We start from the raw sequence: 22956 nt of genomic DNA on the forward strand, positions 1-22956 counted from the left end.
CGGTGGCGGGCTTTTTTTCATTTATAGACTTTCATTTTTATTACTGAGGGACAACTATGCAACGTTATCCTATGACTCCCGAAGGCAAGCTTGCCTTAGAGAAAGAATTACACCAACTGAAAACTGTGGATCGTCCACGTATTACTGCAGCGATTGCAGAGGCACGTGAGCATGGGGATTTAAAAGAAAACGCAGAATATCATGCAGCACGTGAGCAGCAAGGTTTCTGTGAAGGCCGCATTCAGGACATCGAAGGTAAACTGGGTGCTTGCCAAGTCATTGATGTTAAAGAACTGGAGCAAAACGGTCGTGTAGTTTTTGGCGTCACTGTGACTATTGAGAATCTGGACACTGAAGAACGCAAAACTTACAAAATCGTAGGCGATGACGAAGCAGACTTTAAGATCAACAAGATCTCTGTAAACTCTCCGATTGCGCGTGGTCTGCTGGGTAAAAACGAAGGCGACGATGTGAAAATCGTAACTCCACAAGGTGAAGTTGAATACGAAATCGTAAGCGTTGAATATATCTAATTTTAAATAGATATTTTAGGCTGTAAGACCCCTCAGATGAGGGGTTTTTTATTGAACCTAGAAATTTCTATCGGCTTTATTTTAAAAATCCAGACGCCAATGCTTCAAATGCCTGTAAAGCCTGAGGTAAGACCTGTGCAGGTTCCTCACTAGAAGCAACCCACAGTGCTGCATTCATTGCTGCACCATTTAGCAAGACTGCCGCAGCAAGTGCATCGACTGGTTTCAATCTATCTTCAGCCAGTAACTGTTCTACGCATTCACGTGTCGACTGCAGGCATTTACTTTGACTTGGCCAATGTGCGGGATCTCCTAATACTGCCGGACCATCACGTAGCACAATCTGTTGAAACTCAGCATTCAAAGCATTTTCAATATAAGTACGCCCTTCCAACATCAATCCTTCCCATAGATCATCAGGCTGCTCCAGATGTTGCCCGGCATATTCAGCCATTTCTGAATCAATCTGATCGACCACGGCGGCAAACAAGCCTTTTTTATCTCCAAAATGATGGTATAGCGCACCCCGGGTCAGCCCTGCTTCTGCCGTGAGCTTATCCATTGAAGTATCCGCATAACCATATTCAGCAAATGCACGACGTGCGACTTCTATGAGTTTTTTGCGGGTTTCCGCCATTTTTTGTTCACGTACAGACATATGTTGTTTCCATCAGCATTGTGAAAAATTTTAATTGACATACGTCTCGTATGTCAATTATGTTTACATACGATACGTATGTGAAGATCTAAACAGCTTTCTAAAATACGTATAAATTAAAATTGAGCGAGAATTATCATGACTAGAACTGCAATATTTCCCCAAGATCGCCATGCTTTGTATGAACAGCATGGTTATTCTGCTGCCATCAAATCAGAAGATTTATTATTTGTATCCGGTCAGGTTGGTAGCCGTGAAGATGGCAGCCCCGAACCTGACTTTGAGAAACAGGTAGAACGAGCCTTTGAAAACTTGGCTGCTACATTAGATGCAGCTGGCTGTACTTTCGATGATATTGTCGATGTCACAACTTTTCATACTGATCCGGAACGGCAGTTCGAAAGCATCATGAAAGTGAAAAGTCGGATATTTACAGAGAAGCCTTATCCTAACTGGACAGCAGTAGGTGTCACGTGGTTAGCAGGTTTTGATTTTGAAATTAAAGTGATTGCTCGTATTCCTACAGCATCCCCACCAGTCTAATCATTTGCGTTATTCGCAGTCGCTTGAGCGTCTTTTAGATATTATTCAGCAAGTTTAAACACCGATTAGGTATAATTTCTTATTCACTATTTTTTGTATCCCCCTTATGGCTGAAAAGTTAATTAATTCTCCGGTAAATCATTGGTGTGAATTCGAGTTCATTTCTAAAACGGTGAAGAACCCAAATATTCATATCAAAGGGAATTATTCCTACTATTCAGCTTATTGGGATCAGGGTTTTGAGCGTTGTGTAGTGCGTTATTTACATGATAAGCCTGCAACGCCTGAGAAGCCGATTGATCAGCTCTATATCGGCAATTTCGTCTGTTTCGGCGCAGAATGTGTGATTATGATGGGTGGCAACCAGTTACACCGTACCGATTGGATTTCAGCATTTCCGTTCGATACACGTAGTTTTGTGCCTGCTGGGGACACAGTCATTGGTGATGGGTGTTGGATTGGCTCTCGTGCCATGATTATGCAAGGGGTGAAGCTTGGTGAAGGTGCTGTAGTCGCTACAGGTGCAGTAGTCACTAAAGACGTACCGCCTTATGCTGTTGTAGGTGGTGTACCTGCAAAAATTATTAAATACCGCTTCCCACAAGAAGATATTGAAAAACTGCTTTCCCTTAAAATCTACGATATTGATGAAAAGCAGTTTTTAAAAATGCGTGAGCAGTTGCAGACGGATGATGTGAATAAAATTGTCAGTTTTTTTTAAATGCAAATAATCGTATTTATTAAACTTTACGAGCTAAAGCTTCTTCTTTATTGATGATTTCACATTTTGTATCTATATATACTTGCTCTGTTTCACAGTCAATATTGCTATAAACATTACAAGATATATATTGCTCATATGACCTACCGTATATATCTTGATATACGACTTTAAAAAGTCTCGAAAAATCGAATTTCCCTTCTAAAAACTCATATGCGCACTGACCATCAATTTCAAAAGTAATATTGCATGTCTGTGAGTTTTCAAACTTATAAAGTCTTTTTTGAATATCGGGTTGTCCTTTTCGTGATCTAACTATCAAATTCCTAGCAAGTTCTCCCAAATTAGTAATTTTTAATTGAAACTCTATTCTTTTATCTATGTAAGTATCGATAATATTATCATTTTCATCATAAATAGGTTCATCAACTTCATAGTTGTTAGACATATTAAAATCATATTCAAAATATGGTTGAACCTCAAAATGCTTTTGTTTCAACTCTTCTTCATATACTGCAGCTAGACGTGTTTGTTGCTCTACAGAAGCTTGCATTTCCTTTACTTGAGCTAGCAATGCTTTACTACTAGTATTTAATTCTTTCGCTTGCATTTTTAAAGCTTCAGAATTTTGCCTTAAACCTTCGCCTTGTTGGTAAAAACCTGCGACAAGCCAAAAAAATCCAAGTGGTGCAAATGTTCCAGCAATAAAATCCCCTATCGCATTTAGCTCAAGACCCGTTAAAGTTCCTCTTTTTATGATCAATAGGCAAAAAATAAATACGATCCATAAAATAGAAATACTACCAACAATATTTTTAGAGAAAATTTTATCCATATGAAATTTATAAATCTTTTATCAATCTAAAAAGTATATCTATTAGCTTAATAATTTAACAGGCATAAAAAAACCCACTCAATCGGAGTGGGTTTTTCAGAATATGGTGGCTATGACGAGACTTGAACTTGTGACCCCCGCATTATGAGTGCGGTGCTCTAACCAACTGAGCTACATAGCCTTAAACTGTGGGCGCATTATGGGTTTTTCTGTTTAGAACGTCAAGCCCATATTGTGCTGATTGATCAAAATTTGGTGAAGTGAGCCGATAAGCCGGGTTCTGTCGAGAACGATCATTCCTCTAGGCGTACAATCACTCATACGCTCAAGCGACCTACCCGGATCCAGCATGGGCCATGCCTAAAGGATCCCTATTTGGTCTTGCTTCCGGTGGGGTTTACCATGCCATGAACTGTTACCAGTCATGCGGTGCGCTCTTACCGCACCCTTTCACCCTTACCTCCGATTCCGATTGCTCGAAACCATAATGAAGGCGGTCTACTCTCTGCTGCACTTTCCGTCGGCTCACGCCGCCCAGGCGTTACCTGGCACCTTGCCCTATGAAGCCCGGACTTTCCTCCCCTGCTTCAATCACGGAGATCTCCACAGCAGCGATCGTCTGGCTCACTTCGAGCCGCATAGTACCAAATCTGGCGACTAATTGCTTGATGTTTTTTGAGCAGTCAGTTTTTCATACTTGGCCTGAAGCTCCTCACGGGTCTCGGCATGGTTCGGATCAAGCGGGATACAGTCCACAGGACAAAATAACTGGCACTGTGGTTTGTCGTGATGTCCGACGCATTCTGTACACAGGTTTGGGTTAATTTCATAGATGACGTCACCCATGAAAATTGCCTCATTCGGACAGACAGGTTCACAGACATCACAATTGATACATTCATCGGTGATATATAAAGACACTCTACCAACCTTGTTGAAGTTTACGCTCGAAGGCTTCAACCACGTTTGGCGGAACAAACTTGGTCACATCACCTCTTAAACGAGCAATTTCACGCACCAATGTGGATGAAATAAAAGAATATTGCTCTGAAGGGGTTAAAAATACCGCTTCAAAATGAGAATCCAGTTGACGGTTCATGTTGGCCAGCTGGAATTCATACTCAAAATCGGACACTGCACGTAAACCACGCAACACCGCTGTCGCATTCTGCTCGCGGAAGAAGTTCACCAGCAGGCCATCAAATCCTACAAATTCAACATTGTTCAAATGGCTTAATGACGTTTGGGCCAGTTCAACTCGTTCTTCCAGACTAAATACCGGGTTTTTGTGATGTCCGATGGCAATCGCAACTACAACTTCATCAAACATCTTTGCTGCGCGGGTCACCAAATCAATATGGCCATTGGTGATCGGATCAAAAGTTCCCGGATAAATTACACGAGTTTTAGTCATCCATTTGTACTCTGTTTATTGTGTAAGTTTCCATTTTAACAAAATCTTCATTTTTTAGTGAAGAAACTCCATCAATTTAAACACTTCAACTCAATAAAAGTTACGGTACAATAGCTGTAACTTTGGAAGTGTCTGATTATGGCGAAAGCAACTGTAGTTAAAAAAAATAACGGCGGAACGATTGCTCTGAACAAACGTGCCCGTCACGATTATTTTATTGAAGAAAAATTTGAAGCTGGACTTTCCTTGCAAGGCTGGGAAGTAAAATCCCTGCGTGCCGGTCGTATGAGTATTGTGGAGAGCTATATCACCTTTAAAAATGGTGAAGCCTTCCTGTTCGGCGCACAGATTCAGCCTTTACTGAGTGCATCTACCCATGTTGTCCCTGAAGCGACGCGTACCCGTAAACTGCTGCTGAAACGCCGTGAAATTGAAAAACTCATGGGCGCGATCAACCAGAAAGGTTATTCCTGTGTACCACTGGCCTGTTACTGGAAAGGCCCGCATGCCAAGCTGGAAATTGCGTTGGTAAAAGGTAAACAGTTACACGACAAGCGTGCATCTGAAAAAGACCGTGACTGGCAACGTGATAAAGCGCGTATTTTCCATAAATAATGCCAGCAATAAAAAACCTCCAATGAATGGAGGTTTTTTTTACAGATCGAATTAGGCTTTTAGATTCAGACGAGCTAGTGTCAAGGCAATATATTCACCAAACCAGATCGCGGTTTGTAAATCCCCTTCCGGTGGTGTTACTTCAACAGGTGCATTGTCAGATTGGGTCATAAGGCCCAGAAAGCTCGACATACGATTCAGATCGGTAGTGGAACGACCTGTCGGCATTAACGGTAGACCTGACCACAACATGCCATGTTGCATCGCAAACAGATTAATCTGCTGCAAGACAGCCAGCTTGTCCCCACTTAAACCACCACCATTGGTGAAGGCTGCTGCCAGCTTGCCTTGCCAGCTACGTGCCAGCCAGCGCTTGGAAGACTGCTCCATAAACAACTTCATGGCAGAGGTTAGACTACCCATATAGGTTGGACAGCCAAATACAATCGCATCGGCAGCGTCCAGCACCTCCCAATCCACCTGTTCCACATTCATCATATACACCTGGACACCAGTTTTTTGTGCGCCTTCGGCAATGAAGTTTGCCACTTTAGCCGTGTGTCCATAAGGACTGTGATAAACAATCGCAACAGATTGGGAAGATAGGGACATAACAATCAAAAACCAAGAATTTCAATCAAGTTTAACATTTTCATGCTATAAACACGAATGTTGCCATACGTCCGGTTTTGGCTTCACGGCGATAAGAAAAGTATTCATTCGCCTGACGATATGAACACTGATCGCCACCTAAAACAGTCTCAACGCCCTGCTGCTGCAAGATGTAACGCGCTATCGCATACAGATCCGCATAGTATTTTCCGGCCTGTTCCCCTGCCTGAAATGCACTGTCCAGTTCAGGATATTTGGAACAGAAAGCTTCTCTTACTTCTGCGCCAATTTCAAAACAAGGCTGGCTGATGGCCGCACCAAGCCACGCCCAGGTAGGCTTGGTTTGCATCGCGGCAATAGTGTTTTCAACGATACCGCCTGCCAGCCCACGCCAACCCGCATGCAGATTGGCCACTTCAGTGCCTTCGGTATTACCCAGCACCACTGGCAAGCAGTCTGCCGTCATCATCATCAAGGCATGGGCCTTGCGCTGTGTGACCAGACCATCACCGATCAGCGCATCGAAAGGCATCTGCTCATTGATGGTATGACAAATGGTGCTATGCGTCTGTGTCATCCAGGTAATTTTGTCCACACCAAAAGGCTGGAAGTCTTTCAACAGCTGGATGCGGTGCTTCTGCACTCGCACCGGATCGTCCTTGACATGCAAAGCCAGGTTAAAGCCGGCCAGTTCTGGCTGGGCTGAAGGCTGTACCTGTTCATGATGAACACGGGTCTGACCCACATAAACGCCTTGAGGCAAACCTTGTACAAATTGCATGTCGCTTCCCTTTTAATGACTGCTAATAGAATGAAAAATTAATAGGCCTTGTTTTCGCTACGCAGCACTTCAACCAGATTGGCGAAGTCTTCTGGCCATGGCGCATTAAAGGTCATTTCTTCTTTAGTGCGTGGATGCTTCAGACCTAGAGTCGCTGCATGCAGTGCCTGACGTTTAAAACCACGCAAGGTGTCATCTAGCAATTGCGAAGCACCGGCTGGCATACGCACACGTGGCATATAGACCTGATCACCCACCAGACCATAGCCCAGGTAGCTAAAGTGCACACGAATCTGGTGCGTACGACCGGTTTCCAGACGTGCCTGAATACGGGTGAAATGCTGGAAGCGTTCTTTCACATTGTAGTGCGTCACCGCTTCCTTACCGCCTGGCAGGACTGCCATTTTCACACGATCAACCGGATGACGTTTAATCGGTTCATCAATGGTACCGCCGGCAATGATGTTGCCATAGACAATCAGGTCATACACACGGTAAACGGTCTTTTTCTCAAGCTGCTTACTAAGCGCAAACTGCGCTTCCAGATTTTTTGCGACAACCAATAGGCCACTAGTGTCTTTATCGATCCGGTGCACTAAACCTGCACGCGCCAGTTCAGAAGATTTCGGATAATGATGCAGCAAAGCATTGACCAGTGTACCAGTCATATTACCTGCACCCGGATGCACCACCATGCCTACTGGTTTGTTAATGACAATGATGTCATCATCTTCATAGACGATATCCAGTGGAATATCTTCAGGCAGACTACGGGTTTGTGCCTCCAGTTCAACGTTTAAAGTCAGGGTTTCAAAACCGTCACTTTTAAATTTTGGCTTAACTGGTTGACCATTCACTAATAAATTGCCGTCTTTGATCCATTGCTTGAGCTTTTCTCGAGAAAAATCGCTCCAGACCATGGCTGCAATCTGGTCGATACGTTGCCCGATATAACTTTCATCCAATTGAAATTGCAACGATAAACGTGTTGCAGTTGCGTCTGAAGTATGGTTATCTGCATCCTCAGAATCTTCAAGTAAATTGAAATCAGTATCAGGGATATTAGAATTGGAAGATTGTGCTTGACTCATTTGCTCATTCAGACAAAAGTGGTTTAATAGTGCAATTGTAGCTCATTGCCCGTATTAACAGAGGAATTTTTATGTCGCTACCACATTATAAAATGACAATGCTTGCTGTGACGTTAGGCATTGCATCGGCAATGGTAGGCTGTAGCAGTAATCCAAAAAAAGAAGTCGTGGACAAAGGTCCAGAATCTAGCGAACAGGTTTATATCCAAAAAGCGCAGAACGCGCTAGATCGCAAACAATATACTGATGCAGCAAAACAGCTCGAAGCACTGGAAACCTATTATCCAACCAGCCAGTATGCACCGCAGGCGCAACTGGAACTGCTCTATGTCAAATTCCAACAAAAAGATTATGAAGGTGCAGTCGCACTGGCAGAACGCTTTATCCGTCTGAATCCGCAACATCCAAATGTCGACTATGCTTACTATGTTCGTGGTGTAGCGAATATGGAGCAGAACTATAATGGCCTGCTGCGTTATACCTCACTAAAACAGTCGCACCTTGATGTGAGCTACCTGAAAGTGGCTTACCAGAATTTTGTCGATTTCATTCGTCGCTATCCATCAAGTACCTATGCTGTAGACGCTGCACAGCGCATGAAGTTTATCGGTCAGGAACTGGCAGAAAGCGAAATGAATGCAGCCCGTTTCAATATTAAGCGTAAAGCATATCTGGCTGCTGTTGAACGTGGTTTATGGGTAATTGAACACTATCCACAAACTCCACAGATTCCAGAAGCGCTGGCAACCGTTGCTTACGGCTATGACAAGGTAGGTGACAAAGCCACAGCACAGCAATATATCGAAGTACTGAAACTGAACTATCCAGGTCTGGTGAATGCTGATGGTACTGTGAACCTGCGTGCAGCACGTAGTGAAGGCAGTTTCTTCAACCGTGCGACTTTGGGTATTTTCGGTAAAGAAGCCAAAACCGTGACCGATACGTCTAGCCAGTCGTCTGAAGTCCAGGCAGAAAAACGCAGTCTGACCAATCGTATGACGTTTGGCCTACTCGATCGTCCTAAAACTAATGAAACTGAGCTACCTGAACCGACTGCTGAATAAGCCAACTGTTACAGGTGCATTTTTGCGAAGGGCAAGTTATCATACTTGCCCTTTTGCATTTTCTGAGCAATGCTTGAACAAATTGTACAAACAGGTTATACCAATTAATTCATCTATAGCGTTGGATGAATCATCCTACTCTTAATTTTCAATGATTTAACACCTAAATAACGCAGCACGAGAAGCTTAGCAAACCATGGCCATTCCTCAACATACGATTGATCAGATTCTCGATCGCACCGATATTGTCGATGTGATTGGTCAATACGTGAAACTAAAAAAAACTGGCCGTACTTATTCCGGCTGTTGCCCTTTCCATCAGGAAAAATCGCCTTCTTTCCACGTGTATCGTGATAAGCAGTATTTCCACTGCTTTGGCTGTCAGGCCAATGGTAATGCCATCCGTTTTTTAATGGATATTGGCAGCCGTAATTTCATTGAAGTGATGAAAGACCTGTCTAGCCAGACCGGGATTGAACTGCCTAAAGATAATAAAGATTCCAACCGCTTAAAATACAAACGCGAAGCCAAACCGAAACCGATTGCAGCACCACCAGCAAAAACTGCGGATACATCTACAAATCCAGCGCCTGAACAGTCTGCTTATTTTGATCCATTTGCTGAAATTCAGGCACCTGAAGCTGAATTTTATACAGATGACCCTTTTGCTGCTTTTGAGCAAATGCCTGCAGCAGAAGCACAAGCAGATGGCAACTTATACGACCTGCTGGAGAATATCGCGCAGTTTTATGAGCGCCAATTACCCAATAGTCCAAGTGCCCAGCAGTATTTTAAACAGCGTGGTCTGACCGCAGAAACGATTGCCTACTGGCGACTCGGGTATGCACCGGAAGACTGGCAACATCTGGAAAAAGCCTTTCCGCAGGATATTGAAGGTCTCAAACTTTTAGGTCTGATTCGTACTAGCGATAGTGGCCGGGATTTTGACCTGCTCCGTGATCGGGTCATCTTCCCGATTCGTGATAGCAAAGGTCGCGTGGTTGGTTTTGGTGGTCGTGCGCTGAATGACGAGATCAAACCGAAATATATCAACTCACCCGATTCAGAAGTTTTCCATAAAAACCAGTTATTGTATGGCCTGTATGAAGGTCGCAAGCAGAAAGCCCAAGACTGGTTAATGGTAGAAGGCTATATGGATGTCATTGCCTTGCAGCAATATGGCATTCATGGTGCAGTAGCTACTTTGGGAACAGCAAGTAATACTGATCACCTAAATATTCTGTTCAAGCAGAATAACCGGATTACCATTGCTTTTGATGGTGATGCGGCTGGACAAAAAGCGGCACGCCGTACTCTGGAAATTGCCCTACCCCTGCTCAATGATGGGCGTGAGCTAAAATTCTTTGTCTTGCCGAATGACCATGACCCAGACTCCCTGATTCGTCGTGAAGGCATTGAAAATTTCCGCCGCCTGCTGGATCAGGCACCGCTACTCTCTGACTTTGTCTTTGCCCATCTCACTCAGAATCATGATATTGCAACGCCTGAAGGTAAAAGTCAGGTGATGGGAGAACTACGTCAGCTAACCGAATTGTTACCCAAAGCTGGCTCATTCCGTTATCTGCTGCAACAGTTCTTTCGGGAAAAACTCGGTTTTAGCCGCAAATGGCAACCCAAAGTTAATAATGATGCATCTCTAAGCTTCAGTACTAAAATTGATGCCGAAGAATATGTCATTGCAATTCTGTTGAATCATCCATATCTGTATATCCATTTTGAACCATTACGCGCATTAGTCAGTGAAGATCAATTGCTATTCAAGATCCTGAATATATTTAATGTGATTTTCGATGAATTGCCGGATGATCCGGAACTGTCGACCTATTATGTACTCGGTGCCTGTGCTGCACATCATCATGAGTTACAGCATATCTTGCAACACGCCAATGTCAGCGATTACACCTCTTCTCCTGAGCAGGCAGACAAACTGGCGGCAGACTTCTCGATCAAGCTGCAATATCAGTGTCTACAACACAAATTAAAATCGAAAAAGTTTAGTAGTATTGCGGAGATGAAAAATCTCAAGATGCGGATTTATGAAATTGATAAAAAACGTTCCATGACCTTGCTCGAAGATTAAAAACCAAGAAATAAAAAAGGCGTTTATTTTAAACGCCCTTTAAATATCGGGAAGTTAACTCAATATCATCTTAATGTTTAACCTTACGGCGATGCTGTACCACGTCCTGTAAACTATTCTGTAGCATTTCAAAATAGCTTGGATCTTCAGCTTTGGCAGCTTCACGCAGCATGATTGAGGTGGGATGCAGAAGTTTTTGGGTCAAACGATGCGAAAATTCGGCCAATACTGTTTCAGCACTTTCACCTTTGGCAATACGTTGCATAGCAGTTGCCAGTTCTTCCTGACACAGGCTTTCCCCATAATCCCGATAAGCATGAATCGTACTACCCGCCTTACGCAGCTTCTGCTGAGTGATCAACTCGGTCGCCAGTTGATTAACCATGACTTCCGCTTCGACCGCTGCCTGACGACGCTGCGCCAGGTTTTCATCGATCACGCTTTGCAGATCGTCTACGCCGTAGAGATAAACTCCATCCAGCTTTTCAACTTTTGGATCAATATCACGTGGGACAGCCAGATCGACCAACAGCATTTGCTGGTAACGGCGCTTCTTTAAAGCGGCTTTAACATCCGGATAGTGAATAACTTGATGCAAACTGCCGGTACAACTAGAAATCACATCTGCACGATGCAGGTTTGCTGCCAGCTGATCAAAATCAATAATTTCTACATCTGCACGATGCGCAATTTCCTGCGCCAAATTCTCTGCACGAGCACGAGTGCGGTTACAGATAATGATTTTTCCGACGCCCATTTCTGCCAGATGTTTGGCCACCAGAGTGTTCATTTCCCCGGCGGCTACCACCATCACAGTCAATTGCTCAGGTCGGCTAAATACTTGCAATGCTAATTGTGCGACTGCATAACCCATTGATACTGCATGACTACCGACCGCTGTTTCCGAGCGCACACGCTTGGCCGCATAAAAGGCATATTCAAAGATACGATTCAGGTTTTGCGAAACGGTCTTGGATTCTTTGGCAAGGGAAAGTGCAGTTTTGACCTGTCCCAGAATCTGCGGTTCACCAAGCATCAGGGAGTCGAGACCACTGGCGACACGCATCAGATGAGTGACGGCTTGCGCATTCTCATAGCGATAAACGTGATTCTGCAATTGCTTGGAATCAATACCATTGGTCTGGGCGAGCCAGTTCAGCACCATGTCGACATTGTCCGACATAGCGTAAACTTCAGTCCGGTTACATGTAGACACCACCACCATATCATTCAGTACAGGGTGCTGGCTTTGCTCGGCAAGTAAAATGCTTAACTTTTCAGGGTTAAAAGCAATCTTTTCGCGCAGCTCTACAGAGGCAGTTTGATGGTTGACACCCAATGCAAAGAAAGACATATCAGGTCATCATTTCACTAAATTTATGCTATTGTGCAACATCGGTGTCATAAAAAGCATTACTTGGATAAAGAAAAATTGCGTCTAACAACTAGCCGTATAAACGGCCCTACCATTAAGCAATATTCTACCACATTCTTGCTGGTGGTTAGCATGGCTTCAACTGCTCATCTTTATGCAGCAGAAGCAGTTTACCATGCAAATCAAAATTATGATGCGATAAAACAAAGTATGATAGCCGAGTTCGCACTCGCCTATCGCGATATTCCAAACGCTTTACACAACTATACTGTGCTGGCCATTAAAAGCAATTCCACCGCGGTTAAACAGCGCGCACTCAATATCGCCCTCGAACATGAAGACCTGAATGCAGCGCTGGATATTTCTACCCACTGGGTCGTCCAAGAACCGCAAGATGTTCCGGCATTATTCTATCTGGCACATATTGCTTTAAAAGCGCATGAGTACGAACTGGCGGCAGAAACGCTAGAGAAGATCCTGAAAATTGATGATAACGCCGATCTGGAAGAAATTCTGGCCGGGATTGCCCCGGATGAGCCAGATGACCGTGAATATTTAATTCAGGCTCTAAGTACTAGCAAAGCCAAAGACAATCCTTCGATTCTGGTGCTGGTCGCCGGTCTGGAAGCACAAAAAGGTCAGCTAGAACAGGCTCTCAATACCATCAACCGCGCCTTAAAAAAACGTCCAAAGTCGACTGGCTATATCCTGATGAAAGCCAATCTGTTGGCGGCATTGGGTGATGATGCGGAAACTTTAAAATGGTACGAGAAAGCCAGTCGCAAACATCGCAACAACATGGATATTCGTCTGGCTGAGGTTAAATACCTGATCAAGCTGAATGAAGCTGAAAAGGCCTTACAAAAACTAGAAGCGATCCTGAAAAAATCACCACAACACGAAGAAGCGTTGTTTATTGCCGGCTTAACCAGTATTGACCTGCAGCAATATGAACGGGCCGAAAAATATCTGGTTGAGCTCCGTTATTCGGCTCAGTACCAGAATGAAGCCTATTACTATCTGGCGGTCAATGCAGAACGCAAACAACATTATGAAACTGCCAAGGCTTATTACCGCCTGGTGGATGGCAGCCTGTATACGGTCTCACGACGCAATATCATTGCTATCTTTGCCGAGCAGGATAAACTGCATGATGCGCTGCGCTTTCTGACTCAGGAACGGGTCAATTATCCGCAACATGCCAGTTTCCTGTATCTGGCTCAGGCGGATATTTTGAAACGCATGAATAATAAGAACGCAGCGATCCGGATTCTGGAAGAAGCCAGCAAAAACCTGCCGGATGATCCGGAACTGGTCTATGCTCAAGTCTTATTGTTAGATCCACATGAAGATCGTGATCAACTGGATCAGCTGTTAAAAACCCTGCTTAAAATCGAGCCGAATAGTCCAACCTATCTGAATGCTTATGCCTATACGCTGGCTCGTCAAAATCGTCGTCTGGATGAAGCACGGCGCTATGCTGAACAGGCACTGGAATACGCACCAGAACAGGCTTCTATTCTGGATACCTATGGCTACATCTGTTACCTGCAGAATGACTTTGCCACAGCTGCCCAGGTGCTGCTTAAAGCCTATGAACTAAATCCAAGTGCGAAAATTGGTGTCCGTTATGCACGTTCGCTTTATATGAAAGGCGATCTACAACAATTCCATCAAGTGTTACAACAATTACAACAAAACCATCCAAATGACCCAGAATTAAACCAACTTAATTCGCTATTGTTAGCACCACAATCCTGAACGAGTCCATTCTTTTATGCGCAACATAAGTACTTTAGGCTGCTGTTTCCTTACTTCTACTGCCCTACTCATGAGTGGCTGTCAGCAGATGGTTCAGCAAAAAGCTCCTGTCACGCCATCGGTACAGGCTAAAAACCAGTTCCAGCTGCAAGGTAAAATCGGGGTACGAACACCTCAGCAAAGCGGCAGTGCCTTTTTTACCTGGGTTCAGCAGCAGGAAGAGTTTGATATTGAACTGACTGGTATTTTAGGTGCCGGAAAAACCCAGATTTCAGGTACTCCTGGTCAGGTAACTTTGAATAGTGCCAAAACCGGCCTGATCAAGGCAGCAACAGCAGAAGAATTACTGCAACGTGCAACCGGCTGGCAAGCTCCGATTAGCCATTTAGTCGATTGGGTACAGGCACGTCCCGCGACACAATCTGCCCAGATCCAGAAAGACAGCTCACAGCGTATCAGCCAGATTATTGAACAAGGCTGGACGGTAGATCTCAGTTATAACCAGCAGGCAACTTTTCCAAACCGCTTGATTTTAAAGCAGTCACTTGAGAATGGGGGTGAAAACCGTATTACAATGGTAATTCAAAACCGTTAACTGGTCTGATGCAAGCCTATGATGATTCGTGTTCCTTCACCTGCAAAACTGAATTTGTTTCTCCATATCACCGGTCGCCGTCCGAATGGTTATCACGAGCTGCAAAGTATCTTTCAGTTGATAGATTTGTGTGACTGGCTAGAGTTTGAGCAAACAGATGATCAGCAGATCCAGATTGAAGGTTTGTCCTCAGTCGATCTGGAACAGAATCTCATCTATCGTGCAGCGCAGATTTTGCAGCCTTATGCCAAAGCGCCTTCTGGTCTGATCATTCGACTGGAGAAAAATATTCCTATGGGTGCAGGTCTTGGTGGTGGCTCATCCAATGCCGCAACAACCCTGATTGTGCTGAATCAGTTATGGTATTGTGGCTTAAATTCCGAGCAACTGGCAGAGCTCGGTGTCAAACTGGGCGCGGATGTGCCCATTTTTGTTCATGGTCGCAATGCCTGGGCTGAAGGTATTGGTGAACACTTAACATTCATAGGCTTAGATCAAAAACAGTTCATTGTGTTAAAACCTGACTGTTTTATCAGCACTCAACAGCTTTTTTCACAAAAAACGTTGACAAGAGACACGAAGCCCTCTAAATTTTGCGCCTATCAGATAAAGCCATCTGATTTCGGAAATAACTTTGAGCCAGTGGCACGAAGCCTATATCCAGAAGTCGATGAGGCGATGCAATATCTCGATCAATTCGGTGTTGCAAAGCTTACAGGTACAGGTGCTTGTGTTTTTATCGAAGTGACTGATGATATGAATGTGACCGACATTCTTGAGAATGCACCATGTAAATCTTATCTGGTGAACAGTCTGCAAGAATCGCCCTTACGTCATTTCAAGGTTCAATAGGGGTATCGCCAAGTGGTAAGGCACCGGGTTTTGATCCCGGCATCCGTTGGTTCGAATCCAGCTACCCCTGCCATTATTCACCTGTAGATGTACTGTATTAGGGGTATCGCCAAGTGGTAAGGCACCGGGTTTTGATCCCGGCATCCGTTGGTTCGAATCCAGCTACCCCTGCCATCTTACAGTTCATCAAATCTAGGGGCGTCGCCAAGTGGTAAGGCACCGGGTTTTGATCTCGGCATCCGTTGGTTCGAATCCAGCCGCCCCTGCCATTTTCTCGAAAAAAGACAGAACATCATTTGCTGTAAGACTGTTAATTTACCTTGACACAATACTGCAAAAATATTAAAGTTCTGCCGCATTAGGGGTATCGCCAAGTGGTAAGGCACCGGGTTTTGATCCCGGCATTCGTTGGTTCGAATCCAGCTACCCCTGCCATCTACTTCCATACATACCAACCGCCAAGGGTGCTTCATGCCCAATCTTGTCGTTTTTAGTGGAACCGCGCATCCACAATTCGCTCAAAAAGTCGTAAGTCACTTACATATTCCTCTAGGCGCTGCCTCTGTAGGCCAGTTTTCTGATGGCGAAATCGCTGTTGAGATTACTGAAAATGTTCGTGGTAAAGACGTATTCATCGTACAACCTACTTGTGCACCGACCAATGATAATCTGATGGAAATTCTGGTCATGGCTGACGCGTTACGCCGTGCAAGTGCTGGTCGTATTACTGCCGTGATTCCTTACTTCGGTTATGCCCGTCAAGACCGTCGTCCCCGTTCAAGCCGTGTGCCGATTACTGCAAAAGTTGTTGCAGATATGCTGACCACTGTAGGTATTGACCGTGTGGTGATGATTGATCTTCACGCTGACCAGATCCAAGGTTTCTTCGATATTCCTGTAGACAACATCTACGGTACGCCAGCCCTACTTGCTGACTTACGCCAACAACAGCATCATAACCTGATGGTTGTTTCTCCTGACGTAGGTGGTGTAGTTCGTGCTCGTGCTGTTGCGAAACAGATGGGTGATATCGACCTGGCGATCATCGATAAACGTCGTCAAAAAGCGAATGAATCACAAGTGATGCATTTGATTGGTGATGTGAAAGATCGTGACTGTGTGATCGTTGATGACATGGTGGATACTGCTGGTACGCTTTGTAAGGCTGCTGATGCGTTGAAAACTTTCGGTGCCCGCAAAGTGGTTGCTTACGCGACTCACCCAGTATTGTCTGGTAAAGCACTCGAAAATCTGAAAAATTCTGTGATCGATGAACTGGTTGTAACTGACACCATCCCTCTTTCAGAAGAAGCTTTAGCTCTTGGCAAGATTCGCCAGGTTTCAGTTGCAAGCATGGTTGCTGAAACAATTCGTCGTATCAACAACGAAGAATCTATTAGCGCAATGTTCGATTCTTATCTATAATAGTGCGCTGAATTTCCAAAGCCCTGCCATTTGGCGGGGCTTTCTATCACCGGATCGGTCGCAGGTCCGGTTCATTTAAAACTTAAATAGGATGTCTATCATGGCAAACTTCGTATTAAACGCAGAAGCACGTGAAGTAGCACAACAAGGGAAAGGTTCGAGCCGCCGCCTTCGTCATGCTGCTAAAGTTCCAGCTATCATCTATGGTGGTGAAGCTGCTCCTGTAGCTGTTTCTCTTGAACTTCGTCAGCTTGTTAAATTCTTAGAAAGCAACTCATTCTTCGAAGAAGTAATCGAAATTGATGTAAACGGTAAAGTTGAAAGCGTTAAAATCCAAGCGTTACAACGTCACCCAGCTAAAAACACTCCAATGCACGCTGACTTCAAACGCGCATAAGTGTTAATGGTGTAGATTAGTGTCAAATATTTCACTGATTGTAGGTTTGGGCAACCCAGGTTCTGAGTATGCTCAAACCCGCCATAATGCAGGCTTCTGGTTTGTAGAACGCCTTGCAGATCAATATGGCATTAGCCTTAAAAAAGACCCTAAATTCAATGGATTCAGCGGTCGTGGCAATATCGAAGGTCAAGACGTCCGTCTCCTTCTACCTACAACATTCATGAACCTTTCCGGTAAAAGTGTTGTTCCTTTCGCCAAATTTTACAATATCGCACCCGAATCAATCCTGATTGCCCATGATGAACTGGATATGAATCCAGGCATTATTCGCCTGAAGACTGGCGGTGGTCATGGTGGACATAACGGTTTACGCGATATCGTGCCGCATATCGGTCCGAACTTTCATCGTCTACGCATTGGTATTGGTCACCCAGGTTCTAAAGACCGTGTTTCTGGTCATGTCCTGAGTAAAGCACCAAGCAGTGAACAAGAGTTAATGGACAATGCAATTGCCCATGCACTTGCTCGCGCCAAAATGCTGGTGAACGGTGAAGTACAACAGGCAATGAATCAAATCAATGCTTATAAACCGAACTAAACATTCATAAATTGCTGGACAATTCCGCTTGCCTTGCTGGCCATTTAGGCGCAAAATGCGCAAGCCTACCCACTTATCCAGTGTTGTAGAAATTGATTCAACCATAAGATCAAAGTCTTAGGTCAACTAAGGGGACGCTAGCCATGCTATCTCGTTTATTAAAATGCAAAATTCATCGCGCTTTTGTTACACATGCAGAATTACACTATGAAGGTTCATGTGCAATTGATGGCGTTTTGATGGATCTAGCTGGCATTCGTGAATACGAAGAAATTCATGTTTGGAACGTGACCAATGGTAAGCGTTTTACTACTTATGCCATTCGTGGTGAAGATAATTCAGGGATTATTTCTGTGAATGGTGGTGCTGCGCATCAAGCTGATGTTGGTGATATCGTGATTATCGCAACATTTGGTGATTTCACTGAAGCTGAAGCCAATGCTCATAAACCACGTCTGGTTTATGCAAATCCGGATAACACTGTGAATCACACTGCAAACTGTATTCCGGTACAAGTTGCCTAAGCTGGTTCGACAAGATTCTAAAAAGCTCGCTTCTTGCGGGCTTTTTTTATGGGCTGATTAAAATAAAACTAACTTCCCTGCCACCAGCTTTTTCGGTTCTCACAGTTTAAGGACTTAAGATTTTGATCTACCAGGTCGGCTAACAAAGCTTCTCCATTTTCTTTTAGCTTTAATTCAGCGAATTTGGCATCGCGATAACAAGGCTCAAGTCCTTCGGCAAACATAAAACTGTTGGCAGCCGGATATAAGCCTTCAAAGGTATTCCGCGGATTTTTCAGGATTAATTGTGCTGAGCGTGGCTGATCCAGCGTACTTCGATCAAAACTGGTTTTGACCACTCTTCTTTGCTCATCAAGCTGTACATAGCTTAGTACACGGGACTGGTTTTCAAAATCTTGAATACTGATTTTAGGTTCTGATTGTTCTGATCTATTCTCCGCTGCTAGTGCACTAAAATGCAGATCATAATTCAGCGCCATATAATCGCCTTGCAGAATTGATCGCGGATCTACTGGTGCCAGTTCTACATAAATACTTTGGCTATCTCGAAGATGCCATTCATGTTGCACCACCAATCCACAAAATAAGGCAATACTGAAAATAGCCAGATGCAAAGGAAGAAACTTTTTCATCTTGCCTCTCCTTGATCATGTGGCGGTTTTGATGACTGCTTCAACATATATACCAACAACAAGACCAGCATCCCAGAAGCAAAGATACTGATGCTTTTAAACAGGAAGCTTAAACCCAGATTGTAATACAGCATCCATAACCAGAAGATTAACAGCAAGATAGTTAAGGCCTGAATCAAGGACTGCTTATAAACAATGGCCCATGCCATAAGCAGCATAATGATAAAAATCTCAAAATAGCCCAACAGAATAAGTAAGATGCCAAATACAGGAATTAACCAAAGCCATTTTTCCCTAAATTGCTGCCAGTTTTGCCAAATAAAACTCAGTAGTAATAAGCTCGGAAAAACATAAAACAGCAGAACGTGGTCAAAGCTGATCTGCCCGATGCCCTGCCAGTGCTCTAATCCAGTCACCGATTGAACCACGGCTGAACCTGTCAACATAGCGATGATCCAGAGCAGAATACTTTTCTGATAAATTGAGGACTGCCAATATCTAGCGGTTAGGAATAGCCCGATATAAATGACATAGTTCAAGCTTAGAGCAAGCGTGATTACAATATCATCATGCTTAAAAGAGTTCTCTAATGCCAAAACGACAATTGCTAAAGCATGAGCTATCAAGAGTTGTAAGGTCAGAATGAACCAGTGCATCCGTTTGATCACAGTCAGAGCCAGCATCATTAATTGCAACAGCCACACTATAAACAGACTATTGGTGAGCAGTTCCGTATGAATTAATACCGCAGCTTGCCCGCAAACCCAAAGACAATAGGCAAACTGGCGTAAAAATATGGAATTCTTTTGACTTAATAATTTCCAAGCGATACCAATAAAAATGAGACCTAAAACAATTGAAACCGCTTTCCAATAGGTCAGCAATAGGATTGCCAGAATAATCCCAGCAATCCAGGCACCGAGTGCCAAAGGAATGACGGAGAATTTGGTTTGAGGAAATATTTTCTTGAGCGCAAAACTGATCAGCGCAAACCAGCCAAAGATCAGCATTGCCAAGATAAATAAACCAGCTGCTGAATTGGTAAGCCGATCGTCCAACAGTTCAAACAGCCATAGGCTCACACTGGCAGCCAAGCCTGCAATCAATAAAATGGTTTCTAATGCCTGATGCTTACGATAAAAATAAAATGCAGCACCTGCTGGTAGAACAACTGAAGAAGCCAGATAGATCAGCTGAAAATGATGGGTAAACTGCATCATACTGCTGATCGAAATCATGATGATGAATGCAATAAACAGATATCGCAGCAACGGGTAATAACGTATGACAAAGGCAAAACTAATGGCTGTAAGTAGATTCAAAGTCAGTAGATACAACCCTTCTGCCCGTATCATCCAGAAACTTTGTTTAAAGTAAAAATACAATGCCAGCTGAGTGACCACACAAAGCATGGCAAAAATACCGATATTGGATCGATATAGCCACGGCAAGAGTAATACAGCCCAGAGCAGAAATAACTGATAACTATCGGCACCAGTCTGATAGATCTGCCCAATCACAGCCAGACTTAAGCCCAGCATCAGGCCAGACAAGGTATCCAGACTCTGTCTGATCCATTCCCGCTGATTAAAGTAAATACTGGCTATTGCACTACAGACTAAAACCAGCATTGGAATTGCAAGTTGAACCTGATTCGGTAGCATCCACCAGTTCGCAGCCATTAAATACAGCAAACTGACTGCAATCAGCGCAACGCCCAAAATATTGAGATAACGCAAAACCTTTGCATCACAAAACAGCAAGGGAGAAAATGGATTATTATGGATCAGCTCGGTTTTCTTCATTGTCTGAATGATTGATCAATTTCTATTCTTAATAGCAACATAACATGTTTCCAGTTTTTTGCTAAAAGGCTGTAGTAATTCAAATAATCTGTTTTGCTTATCTGAAATTCTGCAAATTCGTGACTGGCCAAACTATACCATCTTTTAAAAACCAGGACTATAATGATCCCACATCGCTTCAGGGCGGGGTGAGATTCCCCACCGGTGGTAATTTCAGGGTAGTAAATCTTTCTATTTCTGAATCAGCCCACGAGCGGTCAATTTCAATTGATCTGCAGATCTGGTGTAAATCCAGAGCCGACGGTATAGTCCGGATGAAAGAAGACGAAAGCAGTACATCCTGTTTTATGCCTGGCATGAAACTGTTTTGCTATAAGCCTATTTTCACTATGTCCTGAAATGTTCAATCGTACTTTTACTTTACGTGAGCGTTTCAATGTCAAGTTTAATTCAACCCGAAATTTTCTTTTCCGCTTTAGCTCCCGCTGAACAGCGCATCCAACAAGCACTCGAAGACATCCGCCAAGGCAGACCTGTTCTGGTGATGGATGACTTTGACCGCGAGAATGAAGCCGACCTCATTGTTGCTGCAGAGACTTTGACTGTAGAAACCATGGCACGCATGATTCGCGATGGTTCCGGTATTGTCTGCCTGTGCCTGACTGATGAACTGGCCAATCATCTAGAACTGCCGCCAATGGTGCAGGATAACTCTAGCCAGTTTAAAACTGCCTTTACTGTAACGATTGAAGCTGCGGAAGGTGTGACGACTGGTGTATCTGCCAAAGACCGTACCACTACGATTAAAGCAGCCATTAAAGACGGTGCTGTCGCCAGTGATCTGAATCGTCCAGGTCATGTCTTCCCTTTACGTGCCCGTGAAGGCGGTGTGCTGACCCGTCGTGGTCATACCGAAGGTACGATTGATCTTGCACGTCTGGCGGGTTTAAGACCTGCCGGTGTTCTGTGTGAACTGACTAACCCAGATGGCACTATGGCTTCTGGCATTCAGGTATTGTCTTATGCACAGACACATCAGCTGACCGTGATCACCATTGATGAACTGGTGCATTACCGCCAGCAGCACAATGTCTAAGGCGTAAAGATAAAAAATCCCGGCTTAAGCCGGGATTTTTATTTTATATAAATATTAGACCTCTTGCGAAAGTAAAAAAACGTTTATACTCGTCCCATGAAATATGAAAATTTGACTAAATTTAATGATGGGGAATTTAAACGGCTTGTTGGAGTCCCTCGCCCATTATTCTTAAAAATGGTATCAGTGTTACAACACGCTGAGCTTGCCAAGAAAAAATCTGGAAGACCTCATTCGTTGTGTTTAGAGGATCAATTGTTGTTAACTTTAAATTACTTACGCTGTTATAGAACCCAAATTGAGTTATCCGCCGACTATAACCTAGCTGAAAGTAATGTGAATCGTACGATTCAGAAAGTTGAAAATGCTCTGATTCAATCACGGATTTTCGCATTGCCGAAAAGGAATCAAAAGTTTAATGAGAAGGATGATGTAATCGTTGATGTTACTGAGTCACAGATTGAGCGTCCCAAAAAAACAAAGAAAATTCTATAGCGGTAAAAAGAAGAAACATACCTTTAAAACACAGGTGATTTTTAATCCAAAGTTAAATCAGATCGTGAGTATCCAGGTAAGAAGTGGAAGGGTTCATGATCTAAGCATTGCCCGTAAATATGCTAAAGAATTTGCTAATTTTACATGTGTCATGGCAGATTTAGCATATAAAGGCTTTAAAGAAATTAAGAGTAAGCTACTCATACCAATAAAGAAACCTAAAAATATGAAATTATCCAAAGAAGCCAAGCGGATCAATAAGGAGATAAGTCGTCGTAGGATTCCAATTGAGCATATTAATTCAAAACTCAAAGCATTTCGTATTCTAGGGGAGCGTTATAGAAATAGGCGTAAACGATTTGGTTTAAGAATGAATTTAATAGCGGGAATGGTGAATTGGATGCTCATAAATTAACTTTCGCAAGAGATC

The 22956-nt window shown here is 43.7% G+C and carries 25 protein-coding genes, 5 tRNA genes, 1 other RNA gene and 1 riboswitch; of the genes, 19 read left to right on the forward strand and 12 right to left on the reverse strand.

Annotated elements, in window-relative coordinates; translation table 11 throughout:
- Nucleotides 1-56 precede the first annotated feature (56 nt).
- The gene (gene greA, locus FOC32_RS15590; RefSeq protein ID WP_005236827.1) at nucleotides 57-533 is read left to right on the forward strand and encodes a transcription elongation factor GreA; all 477 of its coding nucleotides are present in this window, start codon (nucleotides 57-59) and stop codon (nucleotides 531-533) included.
- A gap of 76 nt (nucleotides 534-609) precedes the next feature.
- On the opposite strand, the gene FOC32_RS15595 is transcribed toward greA, so the two are convergent.
- Nucleotides 610-1191, reverse strand: coding sequence for a TetR/AcrR family transcriptional regulator (locus tag FOC32_RS15595; RefSeq protein WP_175968000.1), 582 nt, complete (start codon nucleotides 1189-1191; stop codon nucleotides 610-612).
- Between the two features lie 138 nt (nucleotides 1192-1329).
- Here FOC32_RS15595 and FOC32_RS15600 point away from each other — a divergent pair, with 138 nt between their 5' ends.
- Complete coding sequence (locus tag FOC32_RS15600; RefSeq protein ID WP_175968002.1) at nucleotides 1330-1734, forward strand: RidA family protein; 405 nt, start codon at nucleotides 1330-1332, stop codon at nucleotides 1732-1734.
- A 106-nt stretch (nucleotides 1735-1840) separates the two neighbouring features.
- Nucleotides 1841-2455, forward strand: coding sequence for a CatB-related O-acetyltransferase (locus FOC32_RS15605; protein WP_004784815.1), 615 nt, complete (start codon nucleotides 1841-1843; stop codon nucleotides 2453-2455).
- Between the two features lie 19 nt (nucleotides 2456-2474).
- On the opposite strand, the gene FOC32_RS17080 is transcribed toward FOC32_RS15605, so the two are convergent.
- From FOC32_RS17080 to coaD, 5 genes are all read right to left on the reverse strand, one after another.
- A complete protein-coding gene (locus FOC32_RS17080; RefSeq protein ID WP_004784817.1) occupies nucleotides 2475-3290 on the reverse strand; it encodes a hypothetical protein in 816 nt (271 codons plus the stop codon).
- Nucleotides 3291-3394: 104 nt separating this feature from the next.
- Nucleotides 3395-3471, reverse strand: a tRNA-Met gene (locus FOC32_RS15615).
- Nucleotides 3472-3543: 72 nt separating this feature from the next.
- Nucleotides 3544-3921: RNase P RNA component class A (gene rnpB / locus FOC32_RS15620), an RNA gene on the reverse strand.
- A 26-nt stretch (nucleotides 3922-3947) separates the two neighbouring features.
- Nucleotides 3948-4211: a YfhL family 4Fe-4S dicluster ferredoxin gene (locus tag FOC32_RS15625; RefSeq protein ID WP_034590121.1), complete on the reverse strand. Its 264-nt coding sequence runs from the start codon at nucleotides 4209-4211 to the stop codon at nucleotides 3948-3950.
- A gap of 1 nt (nucleotide 4212) precedes the next feature.
- Complete coding sequence (coaD, locus tag FOC32_RS15630) at nucleotides 4213-4704, reverse strand: pantetheine-phosphate adenylyltransferase (protein WP_004784820.1); 492 nt, start codon at nucleotides 4702-4704, stop codon at nucleotides 4213-4215.
- Nucleotides 4705-4842: 138 nt separating this feature from the next.
- Here coaD and smpB point away from each other — a divergent pair, with 138 nt between their 5' ends.
- Nucleotides 4843-5319: an SsrA-binding protein SmpB gene (gene smpB / locus FOC32_RS15635; RefSeq protein WP_004784822.1), complete on the forward strand. Its 477-nt coding sequence runs from the start codon at nucleotides 4843-4845 to the stop codon at nucleotides 5317-5319.
- Between the two features lie 51 nt (nucleotides 5320-5370).
- On the opposite strand, the gene FOC32_RS15640 is transcribed toward smpB, so the two are convergent.
- Genes FOC32_RS15640 through rluD form a run of 3 tightly spaced genes read right to left on the reverse strand, consistent with a single transcriptional unit; the run spans nucleotide 5371 to nucleotide 7803 of the window.
- The gene (locus FOC32_RS15640) at nucleotides 5371-5931 is read right to left on the reverse strand and encodes a flavodoxin family protein (protein ID WP_004784824.1); all 561 of its coding nucleotides are present in this window, start codon (nucleotides 5929-5931) and stop codon (nucleotides 5371-5373) included.
- Nucleotides 5932-5971: 40 nt separating this feature from the next.
- The gene (pgeF, locus tag FOC32_RS15645) at nucleotides 5972-6712 is read right to left on the reverse strand and encodes a peptidoglycan editing factor PgeF (protein ID WP_004784825.1); all 741 of its coding nucleotides are present in this window, start codon (nucleotides 6710-6712) and stop codon (nucleotides 5972-5974) included.
- A gap of 38 nt (nucleotides 6713-6750) precedes the next feature.
- A complete protein-coding gene (gene rluD, locus FOC32_RS15650; protein WP_004784827.1) occupies nucleotides 6751-7803 on the reverse strand; it encodes a 23S rRNA pseudouridine(1911/1915/1917) synthase RluD in 1053 nt (350 codons plus the stop codon).
- A gap of 71 nt (nucleotides 7804-7874) precedes the next feature.
- On the opposite strand from rluD, the gene FOC32_RS15655 reads away from it, so the two are divergent.
- Complete coding sequence (locus FOC32_RS15655) at nucleotides 7875-8867, forward strand: outer membrane protein assembly factor BamD (RefSeq protein ID WP_104425871.1); 993 nt, start codon at nucleotides 7875-7877, stop codon at nucleotides 8865-8867.
- Between the two features lie 196 nt (nucleotides 8868-9063).
- Entirely contained in the window at nucleotides 9064-10968 is a 1905-nt protein-coding gene (locus FOC32_RS15660; protein ID WP_004784830.1) for a DNA primase, read from the forward strand.
- Between the two features lie 70 nt (nucleotides 10969-11038).
- On the opposite strand, the gene hemA is transcribed toward FOC32_RS15660, so the two are convergent.
- Nucleotides 11039-12322 (reverse strand): glutamyl-tRNA reductase, encoded by a 1284-nt coding sequence (gene hemA, locus FOC32_RS15665; protein WP_004784832.1) that lies wholly within the window; start codon nucleotides 12320-12322, stop codon nucleotides 11039-11041.
- 78 nt (nucleotides 12323-12400) lie between these two features.
- On the opposite strand from hemA, the gene FOC32_RS15670 reads away from it, so the two are divergent.
- The 11 genes from FOC32_RS15670 (at nucleotide 12401) to panD (ending at nucleotide 18498) form a co-directional block, all read left to right on the forward strand.
- Nucleotides 12401-14104: a tetratricopeptide repeat protein gene (locus FOC32_RS15670; protein WP_034170204.1), complete on the forward strand. Its 1704-nt coding sequence runs from the start codon at nucleotides 12401-12403 to the stop codon at nucleotides 14102-14104.
- Between the two features lie 16 nt (nucleotides 14105-14120).
- Nucleotides 14121-14699, forward strand: a complete 579-nt coding sequence (gene lolB / locus FOC32_RS15675) for a lipoprotein insertase outer membrane protein LolB (protein WP_034170164.1) — start codon at nucleotides 14121-14123, stop codon at nucleotides 14697-14699.
- 21 nt (nucleotides 14700-14720) lie between these two features.
- On the forward strand, nucleotides 14721-15551 hold the full coding sequence (gene ispE, locus FOC32_RS15680; RefSeq protein WP_034701742.1) for a 4-(cytidine 5'-diphospho)-2-C-methyl-D-erythritol kinase: 831 nt from the start codon (nucleotides 14721-14723) through the stop codon (nucleotides 15549-15551).
- Nucleotides 15550-15624: transfer RNA gene (locus FOC32_RS15685), tRNA-Gln, on the forward strand. Before ispE ends, FOC32_RS15685 begins: the two co-directional genes overlap by 2 nt.
- 26 nt (nucleotides 15625-15650) lie before the next feature.
- Nucleotides 15651-15725 (forward strand) — tRNA-Gln (locus tag FOC32_RS15690).
- 20 nt (nucleotides 15726-15745) lie between these two features.
- Nucleotides 15746-15820 (forward strand) — tRNA-Gln (locus tag FOC32_RS15695).
- Nucleotides 15821-15911: 91 nt separating this feature from the next.
- Nucleotides 15912-15986, forward strand: a tRNA-Gln gene (locus FOC32_RS15700).
- Nucleotides 15987-16022: 36 nt separating this feature from the next.
- Nucleotides 16023-16976 (forward strand): ribose-phosphate pyrophosphokinase, encoded by a 954-nt coding sequence (locus tag FOC32_RS15705; protein WP_004784839.1) that lies wholly within the window; start codon nucleotides 16023-16025, stop codon nucleotides 16974-16976.
- A 100-nt stretch (nucleotides 16977-17076) separates the two neighbouring features.
- Nucleotides 17077-17373: a 50S ribosomal protein L25 gene (gene rplY, locus FOC32_RS15710; protein WP_004784841.1), complete on the forward strand. Its 297-nt coding sequence runs from the start codon at nucleotides 17077-17079 to the stop codon at nucleotides 17371-17373.
- A 19-nt stretch (nucleotides 17374-17392) separates the two neighbouring features.
- Nucleotides 17393-17974 (forward strand): aminoacyl-tRNA hydrolase, encoded by a 582-nt coding sequence (pth, locus tag FOC32_RS15715; protein ID WP_034701663.1) that lies wholly within the window; start codon nucleotides 17393-17395, stop codon nucleotides 17972-17974.
- 143 nt (nucleotides 17975-18117) lie between these two features.
- The gene (gene panD / locus FOC32_RS15720; RefSeq protein WP_004784844.1) at nucleotides 18118-18498 is read left to right on the forward strand and encodes an aspartate 1-decarboxylase; all 381 of its coding nucleotides are present in this window, start codon (nucleotides 18118-18120) and stop codon (nucleotides 18496-18498) included.
- 68 nt (nucleotides 18499-18566) lie between these two features.
- On the opposite strand, the gene FOC32_RS15725 is transcribed toward panD, so the two are convergent.
- The gene (locus FOC32_RS15725; RefSeq protein ID WP_034170162.1) at nucleotides 18567-19130 is read right to left on the reverse strand and encodes a GDYXXLXY domain-containing protein; all 564 of its coding nucleotides are present in this window, start codon (nucleotides 19128-19130) and stop codon (nucleotides 18567-18569) included.
- Nucleotides 19127-20935 (reverse strand): DUF2157 domain-containing protein, encoded by a 1809-nt coding sequence (locus FOC32_RS15730; RefSeq protein ID WP_104425869.1) that lies wholly within the window; start codon nucleotides 20933-20935, stop codon nucleotides 19127-19129. The genes FOC32_RS15725 and FOC32_RS15730 overlap by 4 nt, the downstream gene beginning before the upstream one ends.
- 171 nt (nucleotides 20936-21106) lie before the next feature.
- Nucleotides 21107-21265, forward strand: a riboswitch (FMN riboswitch).
- A 106-nt stretch (nucleotides 21266-21371) separates the two neighbouring features.
- Here FOC32_RS15730 and ribB point away from each other — a divergent pair.
- Together ribB and FOC32_RS15740 are read left to right on the forward strand one after the other, a co-directional pair.
- Complete coding sequence (gene ribB / locus FOC32_RS15735) at nucleotides 21372-22031, forward strand: 3,4-dihydroxy-2-butanone-4-phosphate synthase (protein ID WP_004784851.1); 660 nt, start codon at nucleotides 21372-21374, stop codon at nucleotides 22029-22031.
- A 96-nt stretch (nucleotides 22032-22127) separates the two neighbouring features.
- Nucleotides 22128-22941 (forward strand): IS5 family transposase gene (locus FOC32_RS15740; protein ID WP_104426291.1). Its coding sequence is split into 2 segments (ribosomal slippage): nucleotides 22128-22514 and nucleotides 22516-22941, totalling 813 coding nucleotides; the frame shifts between segments, so codons are not numbered across the junction.
- Nucleotides 22942-22956 lie beyond the last annotated feature (15 nt).

The organism is Acinetobacter sp. FDAARGOS_724 (assembly GCF_013364475.1).
Classification (GTDB): Bacteria; Pseudomonadota; Gammaproteobacteria; order Pseudomonadales; family Moraxellaceae; genus Acinetobacter; species Acinetobacter variabilis.

Bases quoted from the DNA above. Each gene is read 5' to 3' on its own strand.
- greA (WP_005236827.1), top strand. From the start codon at position 57: ATGCAACGTTATCCTATGACTCCCGAAGGCAAGCTTGCCTTAGAGAAA.
- FOC32_RS15595 (WP_175968000.1), bottom strand. From the start codon at position 1,191: ATGTCTGTACGTGAACAAAAAATGGCGGAAACCCGCAAAAAACTCATA.
- FOC32_RS15600 (WP_175968002.1), top strand. From the start codon at position 1,330: ATGACTAGAACTGCAATATTTCCCCAAGATCGCCATGCTTTGTATGAA.
- FOC32_RS15605 (WP_004784815.1), top strand. From the start codon at position 1,841: ATGGCTGAAAAGTTAATTAATTCTCCGGTAAATCATTGGTGTGAATTC.
- FOC32_RS17080 (WP_004784817.1), bottom strand. From the start codon at position 3,290: ATGGATAAAATTTTCTCTAAAAATATTGTTGGTAGTATTTCTATTTTA.
- coaD (WP_004784820.1), bottom strand. From the start codon at position 4,704: ATGACTAAAACTCGTGTAATTTATCCGGGAACTTTTGATCCGATCACC.
- smpB (WP_004784822.1), top strand. From the start codon at position 4,843: ATGGCGAAAGCAACTGTAGTTAAAAAAAATAACGGCGGAACGATTGCT.
- FOC32_RS15640 (WP_004784824.1), bottom strand. From the start codon at position 5,931: ATGTCCCTATCTTCCCAATCTGTTGCGATTGTTTATCACAGTCCTTAT.
- pgeF (WP_004784825.1), bottom strand. From the start codon at position 6,712: ATGCAATTTGTACAAGGTTTGCCTCAAGGCGTTTATGTGGGTCAGACC.
- rluD (WP_004784827.1), bottom strand. From the start codon at position 7,803: ATGAGTCAAGCACAATCTTCCAATTCTAATATCCCTGATACTGATTTC.
- FOC32_RS15655 (WP_104425871.1), top strand. From the start codon at position 7,875: ATGTCGCTACCACATTATAAAATGACAATGCTTGCTGTGACGTTAGGC.
- FOC32_RS15660 (WP_004784830.1), top strand. From the start codon at position 9,064: ATGGCCATTCCTCAACATACGATTGATCAGATTCTCGATCGCACCGAT.
- hemA (WP_004784832.1), bottom strand. From the start codon at position 12,322: ATGTCTTTCTTTGCATTGGGTGTCAACCATCAAACTGCCTCTGTAGAG.
- lolB (WP_034170164.1), top strand. From the start codon at position 14,121: ATGCGCAACATAAGTACTTTAGGCTGCTGTTTCCTTACTTCTACTGCC.
- ispE (WP_034701742.1), top strand. From the start codon at position 14,721: ATGATTCGTGTTCCTTCACCTGCAAAACTGAATTTGTTTCTCCATATC.
- FOC32_RS15705 (WP_004784839.1), top strand. From the start codon at position 16,023: ATGCCCAATCTTGTCGTTTTTAGTGGAACCGCGCATCCACAATTCGCT.
- rplY (WP_004784841.1), top strand. From the start codon at position 17,077: ATGGCAAACTTCGTATTAAACGCAGAAGCACGTGAAGTAGCACAACAA.
- panD (WP_004784844.1), top strand. From the start codon at position 18,118: ATGCTATCTCGTTTATTAAAATGCAAAATTCATCGCGCTTTTGTTACA.
- FOC32_RS15725 (WP_034170162.1), bottom strand. From the start codon at position 19,130: ATGAAAAAGTTTCTTCCTTTGCATCTGGCTATTTTCAGTATTGCCTTA.
- FOC32_RS15730 (WP_104425869.1), bottom strand. From the start codon at position 20,935: ATGAAGAAAACCGAGCTGATCCATAATAATCCATTTTCTCCCTTGCTG.
- ribB (WP_004784851.1), top strand. From the start codon at position 21,372: ATGTCAAGTTTAATTCAACCCGAAATTTTCTTTTCCGCTTTAGCTCCC.